The 19,384-nt window shown below is 27.5% G+C and carries 23 protein-coding genes; 12 read left to right on the top strand and 11 right to left on the bottom strand.

What is annotated here, in order from left to right; genetic code table 11:
* Positions 1–3 precede the first annotated feature (3 nt).
* The 3 genes from rplQ to guaB all read left to right on the top strand — a co-directional run bounded on the left by rplQ (position 4) and on the right by guaB (position 3,336).
* Entirely contained in the window at positions 4–354 is a 351-nt protein-coding gene (rplQ, locus tag CRU91_RS04570; protein ID WP_113893872.1) for a 50S ribosomal protein L17, read from the top strand.
* A 159-nt stretch (positions 355–513) separates the two neighbouring features.
* The gene (gatA, locus tag CRU91_RS04565; protein WP_113893871.1) at positions 514–1,872 is read left to right on the top strand and encodes an Asp-tRNA(Asn)/Glu-tRNA(Gln) amidotransferase subunit GatA; all 1,359 of its coding nucleotides are present in this window, start codon (positions 514–516) and stop codon (positions 1,870–1,872) included.
* An 18-nt stretch (positions 1,873–1,890) separates the two neighbouring features.
* Complete coding sequence (guaB, locus tag CRU91_RS04560; RefSeq protein ID WP_113893870.1) at positions 1,891–3,336, top strand: IMP dehydrogenase; 1,446 nt, start codon at positions 1,891–1,893, stop codon at positions 3,334–3,336.
* A gap of 47 nt (positions 3,337–3,383) precedes the next feature.
* On the opposite strand, the gene CRU91_RS04555 is transcribed toward guaB, so the two are convergent.
* Positions 3,384–4,367 carry a phospholipase A gene (locus tag CRU91_RS04555; RefSeq protein WP_113893869.1) on the bottom strand — a complete coding sequence of 328 codons (984 nt, stop codon included), beginning with the start codon at positions 4,365–4,367 and terminating at the stop codon, positions 3,384–3,386.
* Between the two features lie 104 nt (positions 4,368–4,471).
* Between CRU91_RS04555 and rpe the strand changes: the two genes are divergently transcribed.
* From rpe to CRU91_RS04540, 3 genes are read left to right on the top strand one after another with little or no spacing between them, the layout of a single operon-like run.
* Positions 4,472–5,113 (top strand): ribulose-phosphate 3-epimerase, encoded by a 642-nt coding sequence (gene rpe, locus CRU91_RS04550; RefSeq protein ID WP_113893868.1) that lies wholly within the window; start codon positions 4,472–4,474, stop codon positions 5,111–5,113.
* Complete coding sequence (locus tag CRU91_RS04545; protein WP_113893867.1) at positions 5,110–5,703, top strand: phosphoribosylanthranilate isomerase; 594 nt, start codon at positions 5,110–5,112, stop codon at positions 5,701–5,703. Before rpe ends, CRU91_RS04545 begins: the two co-directional genes overlap by 4 nt.
* Entirely contained in the window at positions 5,690–6,508 is an 819-nt protein-coding gene (locus CRU91_RS04540) for a 3'-5' exonuclease (RefSeq protein WP_113893866.1), read from the top strand. Before CRU91_RS04545 ends, CRU91_RS04540 begins: the two co-directional genes overlap by 14 nt.
* A gap of 5 nt (positions 6,509–6,513) precedes the next feature.
* Here the strand turns inward: CRU91_RS04540 and CRU91_RS04535 are convergent, their stop codons facing one another.
* Genes CRU91_RS04535 through CRU91_RS04520 form a run of 4 tightly spaced genes read right to left on the bottom strand, consistent with a single transcriptional unit; the run spans position 6,514 to position 9,393 of the window.
* Positions 6,514–7,083, bottom strand: coding sequence for a 2-oxoacid:acceptor oxidoreductase family protein (locus CRU91_RS04535; protein WP_113893865.1), 570 nt, complete (start codon positions 7,081–7,083; stop codon positions 6,514–6,516).
* A gap of 12 nt (positions 7,084–7,095) precedes the next feature.
* Positions 7,096–7,929 (bottom strand): 2-oxoglutarate ferredoxin oxidoreductase subunit beta, encoded by an 834-nt coding sequence (locus CRU91_RS04530; protein ID WP_113893864.1) that lies wholly within the window; start codon positions 7,927–7,929, stop codon positions 7,096–7,098.
* Position 7,930: 1 nt separating this feature from the next.
* Entirely contained in the window at positions 7,931–9,061 is a 1,131-nt protein-coding gene (locus CRU91_RS04525; protein WP_113893863.1) for a 2-oxoglutarate synthase subunit alpha, read from the bottom strand.
* A gap of 2 nt (positions 9,062–9,063) precedes the next feature.
* Entirely contained in the window at positions 9,064–9,393 is a 330-nt protein-coding gene (locus CRU91_RS04520) for a 4Fe-4S binding protein (protein WP_113893862.1), read from the bottom strand.
* A 141-nt stretch (positions 9,394–9,534) separates the two neighbouring features.
* On the opposite strand from CRU91_RS04520, the gene CRU91_RS04515 reads away from it, so the two are divergent.
* From CRU91_RS04515 to trpC, 4 genes are read left to right on the top strand one after another with little or no spacing between them, the layout of a single operon-like run.
* Positions 9,535–10,251 carry a tRNA1(Val) (adenine(37)-N6)-methyltransferase gene (locus CRU91_RS04515; protein WP_113893861.1) on the top strand — a complete coding sequence of 239 codons (717 nt, stop codon included), beginning with the start codon at positions 9,535–9,537 and terminating at the stop codon, positions 10,249–10,251.
* Positions 10,244–10,627, top strand: coding sequence for a YkgJ family cysteine cluster protein (locus CRU91_RS04510; RefSeq protein ID WP_113893860.1), 384 nt, complete (start codon positions 10,244–10,246; stop codon positions 10,625–10,627). Before CRU91_RS04515 ends, CRU91_RS04510 begins: the two co-directional genes overlap by 8 nt.
* Positions 10,603–11,907 carry a tetratricopeptide repeat protein gene (locus tag CRU91_RS04505; protein WP_113893859.1) on the top strand — a complete coding sequence of 435 codons (1,305 nt, stop codon included), beginning with the start codon at positions 10,603–10,605 and terminating at the stop codon, positions 11,905–11,907. The genes CRU91_RS04510 and CRU91_RS04505 overlap by 25 nt, the downstream gene beginning before the upstream one ends.
* Positions 11,904–12,695, top strand: a complete 792-nt coding sequence (trpC, locus tag CRU91_RS04500) for an indole-3-glycerol phosphate synthase TrpC (protein ID WP_113893858.1) — start codon at positions 11,904–11,906, stop codon at positions 12,693–12,695. Before CRU91_RS04505 ends, trpC begins: the two co-directional genes overlap by 4 nt.
* Before the next feature lie 9 nt (positions 12,696–12,704).
* Here the strand turns inward: trpC and CRU91_RS04495 are convergent, their stop codons facing one another.
* A complete protein-coding gene (locus CRU91_RS04495) occupies positions 12,705–13,532 on the bottom strand; it encodes a LysR family transcriptional regulator (protein ID WP_113893857.1) in 828 nt (275 codons plus the stop codon).
* Between the two features lie 91 nt (positions 13,533–13,623).
* On the opposite strand from CRU91_RS04495, the gene CRU91_RS04490 reads away from it, so the two are divergent.
* Positions 13,624–13,839 carry a tautomerase family protein gene (locus tag CRU91_RS04490; protein ID WP_113893856.1) on the top strand — a complete coding sequence of 72 codons (216 nt, stop codon included), beginning with the start codon at positions 13,624–13,626 and terminating at the stop codon, positions 13,837–13,839.
* Positions 13,836–14,348 carry a 3'-5' exonuclease gene (locus tag CRU91_RS04485; RefSeq protein WP_113893855.1) on the top strand — a complete coding sequence of 171 codons (513 nt, stop codon included), beginning with the start codon at positions 13,836–13,838 and terminating at the stop codon, positions 14,346–14,348. The genes CRU91_RS04490 and CRU91_RS04485 overlap by 4 nt, the downstream gene beginning before the upstream one ends.
* Here the strand turns inward: CRU91_RS04485 and CRU91_RS04480 are convergent.
* The 5 genes from CRU91_RS04480 to abc-f all read right to left on the bottom strand — a co-directional run bounded on the left by CRU91_RS04480 (position 14,345) and on the right by abc-f (position 19,334).
* The gene (locus tag CRU91_RS04480) at positions 14,345–15,460 is read right to left on the bottom strand and encodes a GGDEF domain-containing protein (protein WP_113893854.1); all 1,116 of its coding nucleotides are present in this window, start codon (positions 15,458–15,460) and stop codon (positions 14,345–14,347) included. The genes CRU91_RS04485 and CRU91_RS04480 overlap by 4 nt on opposite strands.
* A gap of 95 nt (positions 15,461–15,555) precedes the next feature.
* Positions 15,556–16,020, bottom strand: coding sequence for a bactofilin family protein (locus CRU91_RS04475; RefSeq protein WP_113893853.1), 465 nt, complete (start codon positions 16,018–16,020; stop codon positions 15,556–15,558).
* Positions 15,933–16,874 (bottom strand): M23 family metallopeptidase, encoded by a 942-nt coding sequence (locus CRU91_RS04470; protein ID WP_113893852.1) that lies wholly within the window; start codon positions 16,872–16,874, stop codon positions 15,933–15,935. The genes CRU91_RS04475 and CRU91_RS04470 overlap by 88 nt, the downstream gene beginning before the upstream one ends.
* Positions 16,875–16,907: 33 nt before the next feature.
* On the bottom strand, positions 16,908–17,351 hold the full coding sequence (locus CRU91_RS04465) for a GatB/YqeY domain-containing protein (protein WP_113893851.1): 444 nt from the start codon (positions 17,349–17,351) through the stop codon (positions 16,908–16,910).
* Between the two features lie 36 nt (positions 17,352–17,387).
* The gene (gene abc-f, locus CRU91_RS04460) at positions 17,388–19,334 is read right to left on the bottom strand and encodes a ribosomal protection-like ABC-F family protein (protein WP_113893850.1); all 1,947 of its coding nucleotides are present in this window, start codon (positions 19,332–19,334) and stop codon (positions 17,388–17,390) included.
* Positions 19,335–19,384: the final 50 nt, after the last annotated feature.

The following is a 19,384-nucleotide window of genomic DNA, read 5'->3' as shown; positions in this document are numbered from 1 at the left end:
AATATGAGACATAAGCACGGATATAGAAAGTTAAATAGAACTTCTGCTCATAGAAAAGCATTGTTAAAGAATTTAGCAATTGCTATTATTGAAAGAGAGAAAATCGAAACAACTGTTCCAAAAGCAAAAGAATTAAAAAGATATATTGAAAAATTAGTAACTACTGCAAGAAATGCAGATTTAAATACACACAGATATGTATTTGCAGAGTTACAATCAAAAGAAGCTACAAAAAAATTAATTAATGAAATTGCACCAAAATACGTAGGTAGAAATGGTGGATATACTTCTATAATTAAAACTAGAATTAGAAAAGGTGATGCAACTGCTATGGCATTTATCTCTTTTATCTAATATATAAAAATATATTTCTTTTAAGGGGTAGGTTTTCTATCCCTTTTTTTATTCATAAATTTTCAAATTATCCTAAAAATTTTTATTTACCTTTTTTTTATACATTATTTGATATAATCAGCCGTTTACTACACCTAAAAACCATAGGAGAACTAATATATGACATTGAAAGAAGCACTAAGTTTACAAAGTGATGAAATAGAAAAATTAAGAGAAGATTTAGCTTCAAAAATCAAAAATAGTAATATAGGTGCTTATGTTGAGCAATTAGAGAATAAAGATATTAATAAAAGTGGTTCAGGTATTCCAATAGCAATTAAAAATAATATAAATGTTAAAGATTGGGAGCTAACGTGTTCAAGTAATATTTTAAAAAATTACATTGCTCCATATAATGCTACAGTGATTGAAAAATTAAAAAATGCTGGATTAAGTCCATTTGGATTTACAAATATGGATGAATTTGCAATGGGAAGTTCAACAGAAAGTTCTTGTCATGGAAAAACTTTAAATCCTATTGATAACTCAAGAATCCCAGGAGGAAGTAGTGGAGGAAGTGCTGCTGCTGTTTCTGGTGGATTGGCTATTGCTGCATTAGGTACTGATACTGGTGGAAGTATTAGACAACCAGCTGCTTATTGTGGTTGTGTTGGTATGAAGCCAACTTATGGAAGAGTTTCAAGATATGGAATAGTTGCATACTCTTCATCTTTAGATCAATGTGGTCCAATAACTCAAAATGTTGAAGATGCAGCAATCTTATATGATATTATTGCTGGATATGATGAAAAAGATTCTACAAGTGCAAATATATCTTATGAAAAAGTTACTCCAAAATTAGATTCAAATAAAAAATTTACAATAGCTGTAATTGATAATTTTGTTGAACAAGCAAATGATGATATAAAAAATGCTTTTAATAAAACAGTTAAACTTTTAGAAGAGCAAGGGCATAAAATTATTCACACAAATATGATAGATACAAATAAAATTATTTCAACATATTATATTATTGCAAGTGCAGAAGCTAGTGCAAATTTAGCTAGATTTGATGGAGTTCGATTTGGAACTAGAAAAGGTGATACTGGACTAAAAGATATGTATGTAGAAACAAAATCTCAAGGTTTTGGATATGAAGTACAAAAAAGAATTATGGTTGGATCATTTGTATTAAGTTCAGGGTATTATGATGCTTATTATATAAAAGCACAAAAGATTAGAAGTCTTATAAAATCTGAGTTTGATAAGATATTTGAAAGTGCAGATTTGATTTTATCTCCTGTTGCTCCAACAACTGCTCCAAAATTTGGAGCTTATAGTTCAGCTTTAGATATGTATTTAACTGATTTATATACAATAGCTATAAATCTTGCTGGATTACCAGCTATTAGCTTACCTGTTGCAAAAGATAAAGAAAATTTACCAATAGGATTACAATTAATAGCTAATAGTTTTGAAGAACAAACTTTATTTGATGGTGCTTTATCTATGGAAAAAGCTGTAAATTATACTAAATAAATAAAATAGGATTTTAAAATGAGAATAAGAAAAAGAGCTTTGACTTTTGAAGATGTATTGTTAGTTCCTGCTAAATCAGAAGTTTTACCAAAAGAAGTTTGTACAAAAACACAACTTACTAAAAAAATAGAATTAAATGTTCCTTTTGTAAGTGCCGCTATGGATACAGTAACAGAGTATCAAGCAGCTATTGCTATGGCAAGACTTGGTGGAATTGGAATAATTCATAAAAATATGGATATTGATTCACAAGTTTTACAATGCCAAAAAGTGAAAAAATCTGAATCAGGTATGATAATAGATCCAATTACAATAAAACCAAATCAAACACTTCAAGATGCAGAAGATATTATGGCAACATATAAAATTTCTGGTGTTCCTGTTGTTGATGATAATGGAATTTTAGTTGGTATTTTAACAAATAGGGATATGAGATTTACTAAAGATTATAGATTCAAAGCAAGTGAAAAGATGACTAAAATGCCTCTAGTTACTGCAAAAGAGGGTACAACTTTAGATGAAGCTGCTGAAATTATGCACCAAAATAAAATAGAGAAGTTACCAATTGTAAATGATGAAAATAAACTAATTGGACTTATTACAATCAAAGATATAAATAAAAAAAGAGAGTATCCAAATGCTTGTAAAGATGAGTTTGGAAGATTAAGAGTAGGTGCTGCAATTGGTGTTAATCAATTAGATAGAGCTAGAGCTTTAGTTGCAGTTGGAGTTGATGTTTTAGTTTTAGATTCAGCACATGGACACTCAAAAGGTATTTTAGATACAGTTAAAGCAATAAAAGCTGAGATGGATGTTCAATTAATAGCTGGAAATGTAGCAACTGCTGAAGCAACAAGAGATTTAATTGCATCTGGAGCTGATGGAGTTAAAGTTGGAATAGGACCAGGAAGTATTTGTACAACGAGAATTGTTGCTGGTGTTGGAGTTCCTCAAATGAGTGCTATTGATGAGTGTGCTATTGAAGGGGCTAAAACTGGAACTCCAATAATTGCTGATGGTGGTATAAAATACTCTGGTGATGTAGCAAAAGCTTTAGCTGTAGGTGCGAGTTGTGTTATGATGGGAAGTGCTTTGGCTGGAACAGATGAAAGCCCAGGGGAAGTTGTACTTTTCCAAGGAAGAAAATTTAAAACTTATAGAGGAATGGGAAGTATTGGAGCGATGACAAAAGGAAGTACGGATAGATATTTCCAAGAAGGAACAGCTGCTGATAAACTTGTACCTGAAGGAATAGAAGGAAGAGTTGCTTATAGAGGAAGTATTTCTGATATTATTCACCAATTTGTTGGTGGATTAAGAAGTTCTATGGGATATTTAGGAAGTAAAGATATTAAAACTTTCCAAGAAAATGCAGAATTTGTAGAGATAACTAGTGCAGGATTAAGAGAGTCTCATGTTCATGATGTAACAATCACAAATGAAGCTCCAAACTATCACGTATAAAATTTTTAAGTAAAACAAGTTTTGTTTTACTTAAAATTAGGGTTTAATTACCTTGAAAATACTAAACCTAAACCAATATTCGTAACTTCTCTATCGTAATCCATTAAACTTTGTCCATATCCATGAAATACTTGGAAAATACCAAAAGTATTCTTTGAAGCAATAAATTCTGGTAAAGGAAAGCTCCAATTAAATTCAACTGCACCTTTATTTGAACTATCAAATCTTAAATTATCTCTTAAAAGCAACTCAAAAGTGTGTTTTTTATGAGCGTATAGAATATTTAAATCACCATAACCATAATATTTATAAAAGTCTTTGTTATCATCATTTTTTGAATTTTCTGGGATTCTATACCAAATTCTTGGTGTTATAAAAATATTCCCAAACTGTAAAATATTTTGAAGATATATTCTATTTAATGAACGAGATTCATCTCCACTTTTGCCATTTGAAGAGTGCATAATTGAAAGTTTAGATAACTTTAAATATTTGTTATTAATTGGAACTTGAACAAAAAATTCTGGTTCATAATTTGATTCTCTAAATGGAGCGGAATCTTCTGCTGTCTGCCAAAAAGATTTTTGAGTATAGGCTAAACTAAAAATTTCTCCAAATCCAAAGAAATTATGCGAAATAGGTTTTTCTAAACTTATTTGAAAAGAAGTTTCAAATTTATCTCTTCCATTAATATCGTTAAAAGTATAAGTTGCTGGTAAAAAATAATTCTTTTTATATGGATAAATTCCAAAATCTTTGGTAACTAATTGTTCTAAATTATCATTTGTTTCTTGGTCTTCTGTTTTATCTATATTTTCTACAAAAATCTCTTTTTTGAAATTTTCTAAATTATTAGTTTCTAAGATATTCTTTTCCAAAACTTTTTGACTATTTTCTTTTGCAATTTGCTTATAGATTAGCATAGCACCTTTATAATCTTTTGCTTCCTCAAGTTCTTGAGCTTTTTCAAGAAGTTCTGTATTATTTGCATAACAAATAGCAAAAATTAATGTAAATAGCATTTTTTTCATATTTTTTCTTTATGTTTTTCTAGATTTTACTTAAATTTTGGTTTATACTTTATAAAAGAGATTAAATGATATAATCACCAAAATTTAGAAAAAAAAGGTTATAAATGCTTGTTGCTCCATCAATTTTATCTGCTGATTTTGGTAATTTAGCAAGAGATATAAAAGCTATTTGTGATGCTGGATGTGATTTAGTTCATATTGATGTTATGGATGGGCATTATGTACCAAATTTGACTATTGGACCAGTTGTTGTAGAACCAGTTTCAAAAGTAGCAACTAAACCTCTTGATATTCATTTGATGGTTGAAAATAACAATTTTTTTGTAGATTTATTTGCTCCATTAAAACCAAAATATCTATCTTTTCATATTGAAAGTGAAAAACATCCACATAGACTTATACAAAAAATTAGAAGTTTAGGCATATGTCCAGCTATAACGCTAAATCCACATACAAGAGTTGAGGATATAGAGTATTTATTAGAAGATTTAGATATGGTTTTATTGATGTCTGTTAATCCAGGTTTTGGTGGACAAAAGTTTATTCCAACTGTTCTTGAAAAAGCAAAAAAATTAAAAGACCTTATAAATAAAAGAAATCCAGCCTGTTTAATTGAAGTTGATGGAGGGGTGAGTGATAAAAATATTTATGAACTTAAAAATGCTGGAGTTGATGTAGTTGTTGCTGGAAGTTACATTTTTGGAAGTGATGATTATACAAAAGCAATAAAGAGTCTTCAAATATGAGAGTAAAGATTTGTGGAATTACAAATGTAACTGATTCTCTTGATGCTGTAAAGGCTGGTGCAAGTGCTTTAGGATTTGTTTATTACAAGCCATCTCCTAGATATATAACACCAGAAAATGCACTATATATTGTTGAAAAATTACCACCATTTATACAAACTGTTGGTCTTTTTGTAAATGAAAATGTAGATTTTATAAATGAAGTTTGTGAGAAATCAAAAATGCATTTAGCACAAATTATAGATGATGAAAATATTTTGGATTATACAAAATTAAAAGTAAAATATATAAAAGTTTTAAGAGTAAAAAATAAAGATGATTTACAAAATTTAGATGAAAATTACTATTTGATTGATGCCTTTGTAGATGGTTTTGGTGGTAAAGGAAAGCGACTTTGTTTAGATTTATTTAAAGATATTAATTGTTCTAAGTTTATTTTAGCTGGTGGACTAAGTAGTGATAATCTAAAAGAGTTAAATGGTTTTGGCTTTTTTGGAGTTGATGTAAGTAGTTCTGTTGAAAAAGAAAAAGGCAAAAAAGATATACAAAAAATGATAAACTTTGTAAAAGCAGCTTATGAAATCTTATAAAAGAAAATATATACTTAAGCCAACAAAAATTACGTTTTTGGATATTATAAGAAGACTTAAAAAAGAGCCTATACCATACGAAGATTTTTTATCACTTTTAGAAGAATCTAGTGATAAATTTTATGAAAATAGTGAATTAGAGTTTGAACTTTTGCTTATAAATGGCTTTCCACTTGATATAAAAAATGATTCTGTATTTTTAAAAACTACACAAACTTCTATAAATGAACAAACTTTTTGTTTTGTAGATATAGAAACAAATGGGGGGACCCCAAAAAAAGGTTTTCAAATAATTGAACTTGGAGCTGTCAAATACAAAAATGGAGAAATTATAGATAAATTTGATTCTTTAGTTTTTGCAAAAGATATACCACCTTATATTCAAGAAGTTACAAAAATTACTCTTGCTATGCTTGAAACAGCTCCTACAATAGAAAAAGTTTTAAAAGATTTTAAAGAGTTTTTAGGTGATGATGTTTTTGTTGCTCATGATATAAAATTCGACTATACTTTTATATCTGATAGTTTTGAAAAATATAATTTAGGAAAACTTTTAAATAGAAAGATTTGTACCATCGATTTGTCAAAAAGAACTATACAATCTGATAAATATGGACTTAGTACCTTAAAAGAACTTTTGAATATAGATGTAGAAAATCACCATAGAGCTTATTTTGATGCACTCACAACAAAAATTATTTTTGAGAAATGTTTACAGAGTTTAGACCTTAAGAACATAGAAAATGTAGAAGATTTAATAACTTTTTCTAAAAGTGATAATATTATTAGAAAAGTAAATAAATAGAGCCTTTAAGCTCTATTATCTATCTCTTTTGCATACTTATAACCTAAATCATAAGCTTTATTGTTCATATCATGAAGTTTTGCAGGAATCTTAGAAAGCATAGTCTGTCTTAATACTTCTTTTGGAATAGTTTCCCCAGTAAAGTAGTTTGCTATTGCTAAAGCTAATATAGATTGTGTGATTACATTTCCAACCTCTTCTTTTGCAACAGTGATGATAGGAATTTCTATAATATTCCATCTTTTTTTATCTTCTTCATTTGGTCTAACTAGGTTTGGTTCTATTACAATGGTTGCACCATCTTTTACTCCATTTTTAAATAAATCAAAAGAAATTTGTGCAACAGAGAGCATAAAATCTATCTCTCCATCATTTGCATAAGGATATATTATTTCTTCATCTTGAAGTGTTATATCAACAACTGTTGGACCACCTCTTACTTGCGAAGTATAAGTTGCAGTTTTTAGTCCAAATCCACCATTATTTATTTTAGCAGCAGCAAAAATCTCTCCTGCAAGTAAAACTCCTTGTCCTCCAACTCCTGTAAATCTCATTAAAGTTCTGTTATTTGCCATAATACATTATCCTTATAGTTTTACCATAGTTTTTGTTCTTTGTGCTTCTTTAACTTTTTCATAAGCTTCACAATATTCCAATGCAGTTTCATCTTGTTTTAAGACTCCTGTTGGAAATTTTCCTATTTTTTGCTCATCATCAAGCATTTCAAATTTTGTTTTAGCAATTGAAATAGAGTCAATCCACTCTAAATTAGCCATAGCACTTGCCATTTTATTTTTTCTACCTAGATTAACATGGCAATTTGAGAAAACTTCAACAAATGAAAAACCTTTATGTTCCATAGCTTTTACTAAAGACTTTTCTAGTTTTTTTGGATCAATCATAGTTTCTCTAGCAATAAAACTAGCTCCTGCTGCTTCAACTAATTTACAAGCATCAAAAGTTGGGTCTATATTTCCTTTATCCATAGTTACAGTCCACATACCTTTTGGAGTTGTTGGGCTTGTTTGAGAATTTGTTAGGCCATAAATAAAGTTATTGATTACCAAATATGTTAAATCTATATTTCTTCTACTTGCATGAATCGTATGATTTCCACCAATAGCTAAACCATCTCCATCTCCACCAACCACAATTACTTTTTTATTTGGGTTTGCTAGTTTTATTCCAGTTGCATAAGCTAAAGTTCTTCCATGTGTTGTATGAACAGTATTACAGTTTATATATGAACTAAATCTTCCAGAACAACCAATTCCAGAAACAACACAAACATCATCCATATTCCAACCAAGTTTATCTATGGCTCTAATTAAAGATTTTAAAATAACTCCATCACCACAGCCCCAACACCATAAAGTTGGCATTTTATCAGTTCTTAAATATTCATCATAATTAAACGCCATATTACATTCCTTTTACTTTTTCAATAATTTCTAGCGGAGAAAGTGGTCTTCCATTTGCTTTTAAAAGTGTATCAAACTCTCTTCTTCCAGAAACTCTTTGTATTTCTTGAGTATATTGTCCCATATTAAGTTCAGTTACTAAAACTTTATCAAATTTATTTACAAGTTCATCTAGCCTTTTTGCTGGGCTTGGCCAAATTGTTTTTGGTCTGAACATACCAATTTTTATTCCTTCACGTCTTAGTCTATTTATAGCCTCTTTTACAGCTAATGAAACAGAACCATAAGCAATAATCATAATCTCAGCATCATCTAATAGATATTCTTCATTTAACTCTAATTCATCAAGATGGGCATCTACTTTTGTAAATAATCTGTTCATCAAAGCAGCACAAACATCAGCATCTTCAGTTGGGTGCCCTGTTGGTCCATGGTGAAGTCCTGTAAAATGGTATCTGTAGCCTTCAAACATAGGATTTAAAACAGCTGGTTCATCAGCTCCTACACCGTAAGGTTTGTAGTCTTTCTTATCACCATCAAATCTTTTTCTAAAAACTATATTTTTTTGTATTTCTTCTAAATCAGGAATTGTAGCTTTACCAGCCATATGTCCTATAGTTTCATCAAGTAATACAAATACAGGTTGCATAAATCTATCTGCAAGATTAAAAGCTCTTGCAATTTCAGTGTAACATTCTGATAAATTACCAGGTACTAAAGTGATAGATTTTACATCTCCATGAGTTGGATTTTTTGCTTGTAAAATATCACCTTGTGCAACTCTAGTAGGAAGACCTGTTGATGGTCCTCCTCTCATAACGTTTACAACCACTAAAGGAACTTCAGCTATATAACCAAGACCTAAATTTTCAGATTTCAAAGAAATTCCAGGTCCTGATGATGCAGTCATAGCTCTTTTACCTGACATTGATGCACCTAATGCTGTACAAATACCAGATATTTCATCTTCCATTTGTATAGATACTCCACCATTTGCTGGTAAAGCTGATGATAGTTCATGCATTATTTCACTTGATGGAGTTATAGGATATCCACCAAAAAACTCACATTTCGAGTCAACAGCCGCTAATGCTGCTAACTCATTTCCTGTTGATATTAGCTCTCTTGCCATTATTAAACCTTTTTATCTTCATCTAAAATTTTATAATTGTTACTTATGATTTTTTCTTGTCTTTCTTTTGCTTCAGAAGATAATTTTGCAAATTTAAACTCTTTTTTATCTGATACAAAGATTGCAAAATCTGGACAAGATAATTCACAATCATTACAACCTATACATGCTTCTGGATGTACAACTGTTGCCATAGAACCCAATGTTGAATGAATATCTTGTCGCATTCCTAAAACTCCAGCAGGGCATACTGATACACATCTATCACAAGCCTTACATCTACTTTCATCTACCCAAACAGGGATATTTAAAGGAGCTTCAATATTTGACATAATTTTCCTTAATTGAAATATAATTAAATTTTATAAAATATATAATTTAGCGTGTATAATACTATAACTTTCCTTATTTTACTAAAAGAGATTATTTGAATATTTTAGATATAATCTAAAGATTTTAAAAAAGGACGCTTTTTGGTTTTATATCAACCTAGAAATGGATACTGTTATAACAGCGATACACATTTTTTGTTTAATTTTATTTGTAAATGTTTAGAAAAATATAAAAATATTAATGGTGATATTTTAGACATTGGAAGTGGAAGCGGTATTTTAGGGCTTTTACTTGCTAATAATTATAAAAAATTGATTCTAAATCAGTGTGAAATACAAAAAAGCTTTCAGTTTTTTTCACAACAAAATGCAAAAACAAATAAAATTTATGCAAATTTGTATAAAGGATCTTTTTTAGATTTAGAATTTGATAAAAAATTCGATTTTTGTGTTTCAAATCCACCATTTTATCATCAAAATGTAATAAAAAGTGAGAATGAATCTTTAAAAATTGCAAGATACAATAGTTCAATGCCATTAAGAAATTTTATATATAGAAGTTCTAATATTTTAAAAAATGATGGAAAATTGTTTTTTTGTTATGATAGCAAACAATTAAATGAGATTATTTTATTTTTAAATGAGTTTAGTTTTAATATAGAAGCCTTACAATTTGTGTATCCAAAAGCTAAAAAAGAGGCTAGTTTAGTATTAGTTTATGCAAAAAAGAATTCTAAATCTTTATTGAAAATTTTAAAGCCATTAATAGTTTTTGATGAAAATTCAAATTTTACAAAAGAAGTTGAAGATATTTATAAACATATAAGAACACATAGTATAAAGGTTGATTTTGAGTGATTTAATAAAAAAAGATGGATATAATTTTACTTTTAAACCTTCTGTTTGTGGTATTTGTCAAGGAAATTGCTGTATAGGAGAAAGCGGATATATTTGGATAAATAAAATTGAAATTGAAAATTTATCAAATTATTTAAAAATGGATGTTGAAGAATTAAAAGAGAGATACCTTTTTAAAGAAGGGTATAAATATAGTATAAAAGAGGTAAAATTAGGCAAAAATAGTTTTGCTTGTTGTTTTTTTGATTTAAGTAAACGACAATGCTCGATTTATGAATATCGACCAGTGCAGTGTAGGACTTTCCCTTTTTGGGACTATTTTAAAAATAATATTGAAGAGGTATACAAAGAGTGCCCAGCTATAAGAGATATTTAGTATATTTTTTTATAATAAGTTTTTTTGCATCTTGTAGTTTAAAAGAGCAAACTATTAATGAAGAGAAAAAAGTAAAAGAGTTTATACAAGTTGAATCAAAACCCTTTGATTTTGAAGATTATTATGTTATGTATGCTTTAGAAATGGAAAATATCAGAATGTATGAAACAGCAGGAGATATATATCTGAAGCTTTTTGAAAATACAAATAAATATGAGTATTTAGCACAATACACCACTATTGCGACTCAATTTCAAGATTATGAAGCTGTAAAAGAACAGATAGAAAAATATTTACTTCCAAATATAAAAGAAGAAGAATTATTAATACGACTTTATGGTTTTGCACTACTTAGACTTGAAGATTATGATAAAGCTTTAGAAGAGGCTTTAAAATTAACAAATCTTTATAAAAGTAGTATAAATTATGAACTTTTAGGAGCTATTTATGCTTCAAAAGGAGAATTTAATAATTCTTATAGTGCTTTACAAGAGGCTTTAAAATATGAAGCATCTGTTACTGTTATGCAAACAATAACAAGTTTGGAATTTTTTAATTTAAATAAAAAAGAAGAGGCTATAAAGAACTTAAAAGATTATCTTCCAAAAAGTGAATATAACTTAAATATAGCTTTGCAGTTGTTGGCTTTTTATGATAGTTTAGGACAAAAAGATAATATAAAAAATCTTCTAAAAGATATGTTTTTGTATTATAAAAATAGTGAAGATGCTTTACAATTAAATAAAACTGTTGGATTTATGTTTCAAAATTTTGAGGTGAATGAATTAATATTATTTTTAGAACAAAATAATATTGAAGATGATTTACTTTTAGAACTTTATAAAAGAACAAATCAAATACAAAAAGCTTATGAGTTATTAGATAAGCTGTATAAAAGTAGTTCAAATATTGATTATTTAGGACAACAAGCAATAATTGAGTTTGAGTTAGCAGAAGATAAAAAAAGTTCACTTAATAGTGTAATTAAAAAGTTTGATACAATTTTAGAAACTTCAACTAACCCGATATATCAAAATTATTTAGCATATTTGTTGATTGATTATGATATTGATATAAATAAGGGGTTAATTTTAGTTAAGAAAGCCTTGGAACAAGATCCAACAAATATTGCTTTTATAGATACTTTAGCATGGGGTGAGTATAAAATTAAAAATTGTAAAGAAGCTTTTAAAAATATGAAACAAATAGTTGATGAAATAGGTTTGGAAGATGAAGAGATAAAATTTCATTGGGAAAAAATAAAGGAGTGTAAGAAGTGATTTTAGAAAAAATTATAAATAAAACAATAGAAGATTTGAATTTAAGAAAACAAACTATAAGTTTAGAAGAACTTGAATTAAAAATAAAAGAAGGTTCATATAAAACAAAAGATGTTAAGAGTTTTTTAAAGTCTTCAAAAGATGAACCTATAAGAATAATTGCTGAAGTAAAAAAAGCAAGTCCGAGTAAAGGTATCATAAAAGAAAATTTTGACCCAATTTCAATTGCAAAAGAATATAATGATAATGGAGCAAATGCTATTTCAGTATTGACTGAATCACACTTTTTTTTAGGTGATTTAAATTATTTGAAAGAGATTAAGAAATTTACGAATATCCCTTTACTTAGAAAAGATTTTATAGTTGATAAATATCAAATCGCTGAAGCTTTGGTTTATGGAGCAGATTTTGTACTACTTATAGCAAAAGCTTTAAATCAAGATGAATTAAACTCTTTATATAGCTATGCAAGAAGTTTGGATTTAGAAGTTTTAGTTGAAATTCATGACTTAGAAGATTTAGAGAAATCTTTAAAATGTGGTGCAGATATTATAGGGATAAATCATAGAAATCTTAAAACTTTTGAGATGGATATGACTCTTTGTGATAAATTAATCCCACTTATCCCAAGAGATAAAATTATTGTTGCGGAGTCTGGTGTAAGTGATATTGAAGTTATAAAGAGACTTCATGGTATTGGGGCAGATTCTTTTTTAATTGGAGAACATTTTATGAGAGTTCCTTCTATAAAAAATGAACTTTTAAAGTTTAAAAACTCTTGGAAATAAATAAGTATCCTAGAATTTAAAGTCTTCTAAATACTTTTTAATTCTAGGAATATAATCTTTTCTACAAACTAAGAAAGTAGGGATATTTAATACATTTTTGGGAATCTTTTTAATATTTAAATCATTTTTATAATTTAGTTTTTCTATTATACTAAGTGGTAAAATACTTTTACCCATACCAGCTTTTACACAGCCTAAAATTGTTTCATAATTTCCAAATTCTAAATGTTTATATTCTTGACTTAAAAATTCTTTTAAGTAGTTTTTCCCAAAATCATTATATGCACAACCATTTTTAAATGATAAAAAAATATTAGGGCATTTTTTATCTTTTGGCTCAACTAAAACTATATTTTCCTCAATTTTATTTATAATAATTATCTCATCATTTTGTGGTTTACCACTTATAAATGCAATATCAACCTTATATTCTAAAAGATTTTTTATAGTATCTTTTGTTGTGTTTGTTATGAGTTCTAAACTCATATTTGGAAAATCTTTATTTAATTGAAGTAAAAAAGGAATTAATCTTGTACTTGCATTTGATTCTGTTGAACCAATAATTAAATGTTTTTGATTGTGAATATTTTGCATCTCAAAGTTTGCAATTTCAATTTTTTTTACAATTTCTACTGCATAAGAGTATAATTTCTCACCTTCTTTTGTCAAGATTACACCTTTTGGAACTCTGTGAAATAAATAACTTCCTATTACTTTCTCTAATTGTTTTATTCTTGAAGTTACATTTGATTGTGCAAAACCTAGATTTATAGCAGCTTTAGATATACTTTTTTCATTTGTAACTTCTACAAAAATTTTTAATAAATTTGAGTCCATATCACTTTTCCTTATATTATAAATCATAATTTTATATTTGACATAGTATCATTTTTAATGATATTATAATTAAAATTAAAAAGGAGATTAAATGCCTATAATCAGTGTAAAAATGACAAAAGAAGATGGTGGAGCAACATTAGAACAAAAAGAAGAGTTGGCAAAAAGTATAAGTGAAACTTTTAGTAAAATATTTAATCGCCCATCTTCAAATGCTGTTGTTTTAATAGAAGAACATAGTACAGACAATTATTATATTGGTGGAAAATCTGTTACAAAAATAAGAGAACAACAAAAAATAAAATGATAATTTTGGATTTTGAGACGAATACACATAATATTGGTGATATTTTTGAAATTGCAGCAGTAAAAATAGATACAAAATTTAATATATTAGATAAATTTCATAGATATTATCTTTCTAGGTATCCATTAAATATACATTCTTATGCCATTCATAGATTAACTCCAGAGCTTATTTTAGATTATAGAAAAGATAAAAGTTATAGTTCATATTTTGCTCAAGATTTGGATTTTGAAGAATTTTGTAAAAATAGTGAAGTTTTAATAGCTCATAATATAGACTTTGAATTGAGGCATATAGATAAAAGAGTGAATTTCAAAAAACATATTTGTACTATGAAAGAAAATAAAAATATAGTAAAAGTATATGATAAAATAGGACGGCTAAAAAATCCAAAATTAGATGAAGTTTGTAATTACTATGGTATAGAATTTGATTCCTCAAAATACCATAGTGCAACTTATGATGTTACAAAAACTTATGAGATTTTAAAAAAGATGAATTTTTTTTAAATCTCAACTCCATTATCTAATAAAATTTTATTTCTACCACTTTGTTTCGCTCTATAAAGTAAATTATCAGCCTTTTGTACCGTATTTTCATAAGTTGGATATTTATTTCGTATAGCAACTCCAGCTGAGAATGTGAGTTTTATTTTTTTATCTTGGTATATAAAACTATTTTCTGTAACAATAGTTTTTATTCTTTTTAAGAACATTAAAAGTTCTCTATCAAGATTAAAATGTACAACAGCAATAAATTCTTCTCCACCGTAACGACCTACTAAGTCATGATCTCTTATACTTTTATCTAAGATTTTTCCAAAAGTTGAAAGAACTACATCTCCACATTCATGACCATAAGTATCGTTTACTTTTTTAAAAAAATCAATGTCAAAAAATACTACTGCATATTGAGTTTTTAATCTATTATATGAACTTTCTATTTTTATTATCTCTTCGTTAAAAGATTTTCTTGTAAGAACTTGAGTTAAAAAATCTTTTCTATTTTCAGCTTTTGTTCTATTTAATTCATTTTCTAAACTACTTATTTTTTCTTCAAGTTCTTCTATTTTAGACTTTCCACTTTCGAGTTTATTTGTTACATTATTCATCTCTTGTTCTATAGATGTAGCAGCTGAAACAAGTTCTTTTTTTAATTGTTCTAAAACTTCAATACCACCATTTTTAATATTCATTGATACTATTTTTTCTTTTATATTTAAAACATTTTTAGAACCAGTTCCACTACTAAAAATAGCTTCATTAAAATACTCTTCCATAAGTAAAACAAGTTTTGATATATCTTCTGTTTTTTGAATAACTAATTTTTTATCTTTTTCAAATCTTTGAATAATAAGTTTTTCTATTTTTATTTGTATATTTTTTTCAAAAATAAGTTTTGGATTCTTTTTTATTTCATCAAATAAAATATCTATACTATTATCATTGTCTTGACTGATTGATGGAGTAATTGATTGTTTTAAAATATCTACTATAACATCTATATTATGTGGGTGAATTCTTTTTAAAAGAAGTTGAATAAGTTTTTCTAAAGAGTCAATATTATTTGTAATAGCTTCATTGTATTCTATTTCATTTAATTGACTTAAAAAGTTTTTCATATTTTACCTTAAAAAATAATAATTTATTTCAATCTCAGATTATATACTAATCTAAGCTCGAAATTATATCTAAAATAATAAAAATATAAATTTAATTAAATTTTATTCTCTGAATTTATATCTATTGACGCATTACTAGCTTCTTCTAAATCTTTTTCTATTTTAGAGTTTTCTTTTTCATTAAGGTTATTTATAGATGATTTTTTAACAGAACTATTTCCTTCAAAAAGACCTTTTGCTTCTATCACAAATTCTTCTGAAACAACAGATCCTATTACTTTCCCATCAGGTTTTATATCAACTCTTGAAGCATTTATTGAACCTTCGGCTAAGCCTTGTACTACAACTCTTAAAGCTGTTATTTCACCTTTTATTTTACCTTCTTTACCTATATTTATCTCTTGTTCAGAGATAATGTTTCCTTCAAAATAGCCATCTATATATAAATTACAAGCTAATTTTATATCACCTTTTATTTGGGTTCCTGCAGTGATAATTGTAGTTGAGGAGTCGGATCTTGTATTTTGATATGATTGATTGCTGTTACTAAAGATTCCCATGATATTTCTGTTTCCTTTTCAAATATTTCTGTATAATTTGTTATATCCCATTTTACAAATGTAAGTGGATTTAATGATTTTGATAAAAAACGTACCTCATAGTGTAAATGAGGTCCACTACTCATACCTGTATTGCCTGAATATGCTATTAAATCACCTTTTTTAACAAAAGTTCCTGATTCTACTACAGTTTTATTTAAATGAGCATAATAAGACTTAAAACCATAAATGTGCTGAAGAGTTATTAAATTTCCATTATATTTATCAAATGTAGCACTTTCTACTATCCCATCTGCTGTAGCATAAACAGGAGTTCCAATAGGTGCTCTTAAATCAATTCCTAAATGTAAAGCTTTTTTATTTAAAATTGGGTGATGTCTATATCCAAAATAGCTAGAAATTTCTATTTTCTCCATAGGAGAACCACTAGGAATTAATTGTAAGAGAGTTGTTCTTTGTTCTGAATCAAGTCTTGCTATATCAACTCTTTGTTTTAAAGGGAGTTCATTTTCTGTTGATAAACCAATAATTGACTCTATTTTAGTAAGATAATCTGTTGCTTCACTAATTTCTTCTTTTTTCTCGTGAAGCTCCATTTGAGTCTGATTTATAAGAGTATTAAGTTCTTCATTTATTCTTTGGAATTCAACTAACTCGAGTTCTATGGAAAGTCTATCTTTATCCACTTGAACCAATACTATATTCACAAAAATAAAAGAGCAAACCAAGAGTATAGAACTTATGAGAATAGTATATATAGTATAAAAAAAAGGTTTTCTCTTTATCTTTAATTGTTTTATACCATTGTCATCATTTATTGTAAATGTTATATACTTATTTGCATATTTATCCACTGGTTTCCCCTTTAAAACTTTAGATAAATAGCATTAAGCTAAAAGTTTTTTAACCATCTCATTTATTCTTTTCCCATCAGCAACACCAGCAAATTTTTTTGAAGCTGCACCCATAACTTTACCCATATCTTTTATATTTGTTGCTCCAACTTCACTTATAATTTCTTTCATTCCAATTTCAAGTTCAGTATCACTTAGTTGTTTTGGTAAGTATTGTATAAAAATATCAACTTGTTCTTGCTCTTTTTGAACTAAATCATCTCTTGAAGCTGCACTATATTGAGCTATTGCTTCTTCTCTTTGTTTTATACCTTTTTGGATTAGCTTTATAACTTCACTATCGTCTAACACTCTTCTTTCATCTACTTCAATTTGCTTTATCATTGTGTTAATTGCCCGAATTGAATCTCTTTTCACAACTTCTTTATCTCTCATTGCTTGTTTTAAATCTTCACTTAATTTTTCTTTTAAACTCATATTATTTCCTTTTTAAAGATTTTATTATATTATTTTTTAGTTAAAACTTTCTATTAGCTCTTCAATTTCTAAAAATCTATCTACTTTTTGTTCATAAATTTCTTTAGTTTTTTCAAGCTCAGTCGATAAAGTAATGATTCCTTTTTGTTCATAACATTTTGGATTGGCTAAGCAATCATTTAATTCTTTTATTATTTTTTCCAAATCTTCTATTTCTTTTGGTAGATTATTATATTCTCTTTGGTCTTTATATGATAATTTTGTTTGTTTTTTTGTTTCAGTTACAGTTTTTACACTATTTTTTTCTTTTGCGATTTCAACCTCTAAAGAATCAAGTTCCTTTAACTCTTTTTCAATTTCTAAATATTCACTATATGGTTGAAAGCTTTCCATAATATGTCCATTTCCAGTAAATACAAAAAGTTTTTTTGCAATTTTATCTACAAAATATCTATCATGAGAAACAAATATCAAAGCACCTTGAAAGTTTTGCAAATACTCTTCTAAAATATTTATTGTAGGAATATCTAAATCATTTGTAGGTTCATCTAAAATCATACAATCAACTCTTTTAGTAAAAAGAAGTGCCAAAGCAACACGATTTTTTTCTCCACCACTTAAAACTCCAACTTTCTTATCTAAATATTCTTTTGGAAATAAAAAGTTTTTTAAGTAGCCAAAAACATGCATATTCCTTCCATCATCAAGAATTACTCTATCTCCACCATTTGGGCAAAAAATCTCCATAATAGTTTTATTATCATCAAGCATTTCTCTTTGTTGGTCAAAATAACCTATTTGAAAATCACCTTTTTTGAAGTTTCCTTTATCAACTTTTAGTTTTTCCATAAATATTTTAAGAAGTGTTGATTTTCCAGTACCATTTGGACCAACTATTGCAATAGTGTCTTTTTGTAAGATTCTAGTTGTAAAATCTTTGATTAACTCTTTTTCACCCAAAGTTTTATAAACATTGTCTAGTTCGTAAAGCATTTTTTTTCTATTTTGTTGTTTTTCTTCACTATTAAAACTTTTTTGCTCTCTTTGAAGTTCCAAACTCATTTTTCTTATTGCTGCTGGATTTGATTTTGCTTTTTGCTTTAAATCAAAATATTCTGCTTTTCTTCTTTCATTCCTTTTTCGTCTTGCAGTTACTCCGTGTTGCATCCAGTGTGCTTCTTGTTTTACCATTCTTAGGAGGTTTTCATGCTCTTTTTGCATATTTGATAAAATTTGTGATTTTTGCTCTAAATATGAAGAATATCCACCATTAAAACGTCTTAGCTCTCCACCATCAACTTCTACTACACTTGTTGCAATATTGTCTATAAAATATCTATCGTGAGATATAAAAAGCAATGTGAAGTTATTTTTTAATAAAAGTTGTTCTAAAAACTCAACCATATAAACATCAAGGTGGTTTGTAGGTTCATCAAGAAGTAAAACATCAGGTTTTTTTAGTATCAATCCAGCCAAGCTAACTCGACGCTGTTCTCCACCACTTAGCATATTTACATCTTTAAACTCATACTGTTTTAGTTGAAATTCAACTAAAACTCGTTCTATCATATTGTCTAAATCCCAAGCATTGTGAAACTCTAAGAATGATGCTAAATCACTTTGTTTTCTTAAAAGTTCTTCATTCTCATACTCTGTAATCAACTTATTTGTGATATTTTCATACTCGTTTTTTGCACTTTTAAGCTCAACAAGTTGATTTTCAATTGCATCTCTTACAGATAAATTTGAAGCAAATTTTGGTTGTTGGTCAAGCATCTCTATTTTTATAGATCTATCAATAGCCATTTCTCCACCATCTGGTTCAACGGTTTTCATAATAATCTTAAATAGTGTTGATTTTCCTTGCCCATTTTGTCCAATAACTGCAACTCTTTGCCCACTATTTAAAGTAAAATTTGCATCTTTTAAAATAACTTTTATATCATATTGTTTTGAAATATTTTGAAGGTCGATTAGTGCCAAATAGAAATCCTGTATTCCCATTTTATGGGGGGGTAAATTAAAATTTAATC

Source organism: Aliarcobacter vitoriensis (assembly GCF_003316695.1).
Lineage (GTDB): Bacteria > Campylobacterota > Campylobacteria > Campylobacterales > Arcobacteraceae > Aliarcobacter > Aliarcobacter vitoriensis.
The sequence above is the reverse complement of the archived record's forward strand: the minus strand, read 5'-3'. Positions and strand labels throughout refer to the sequence as shown.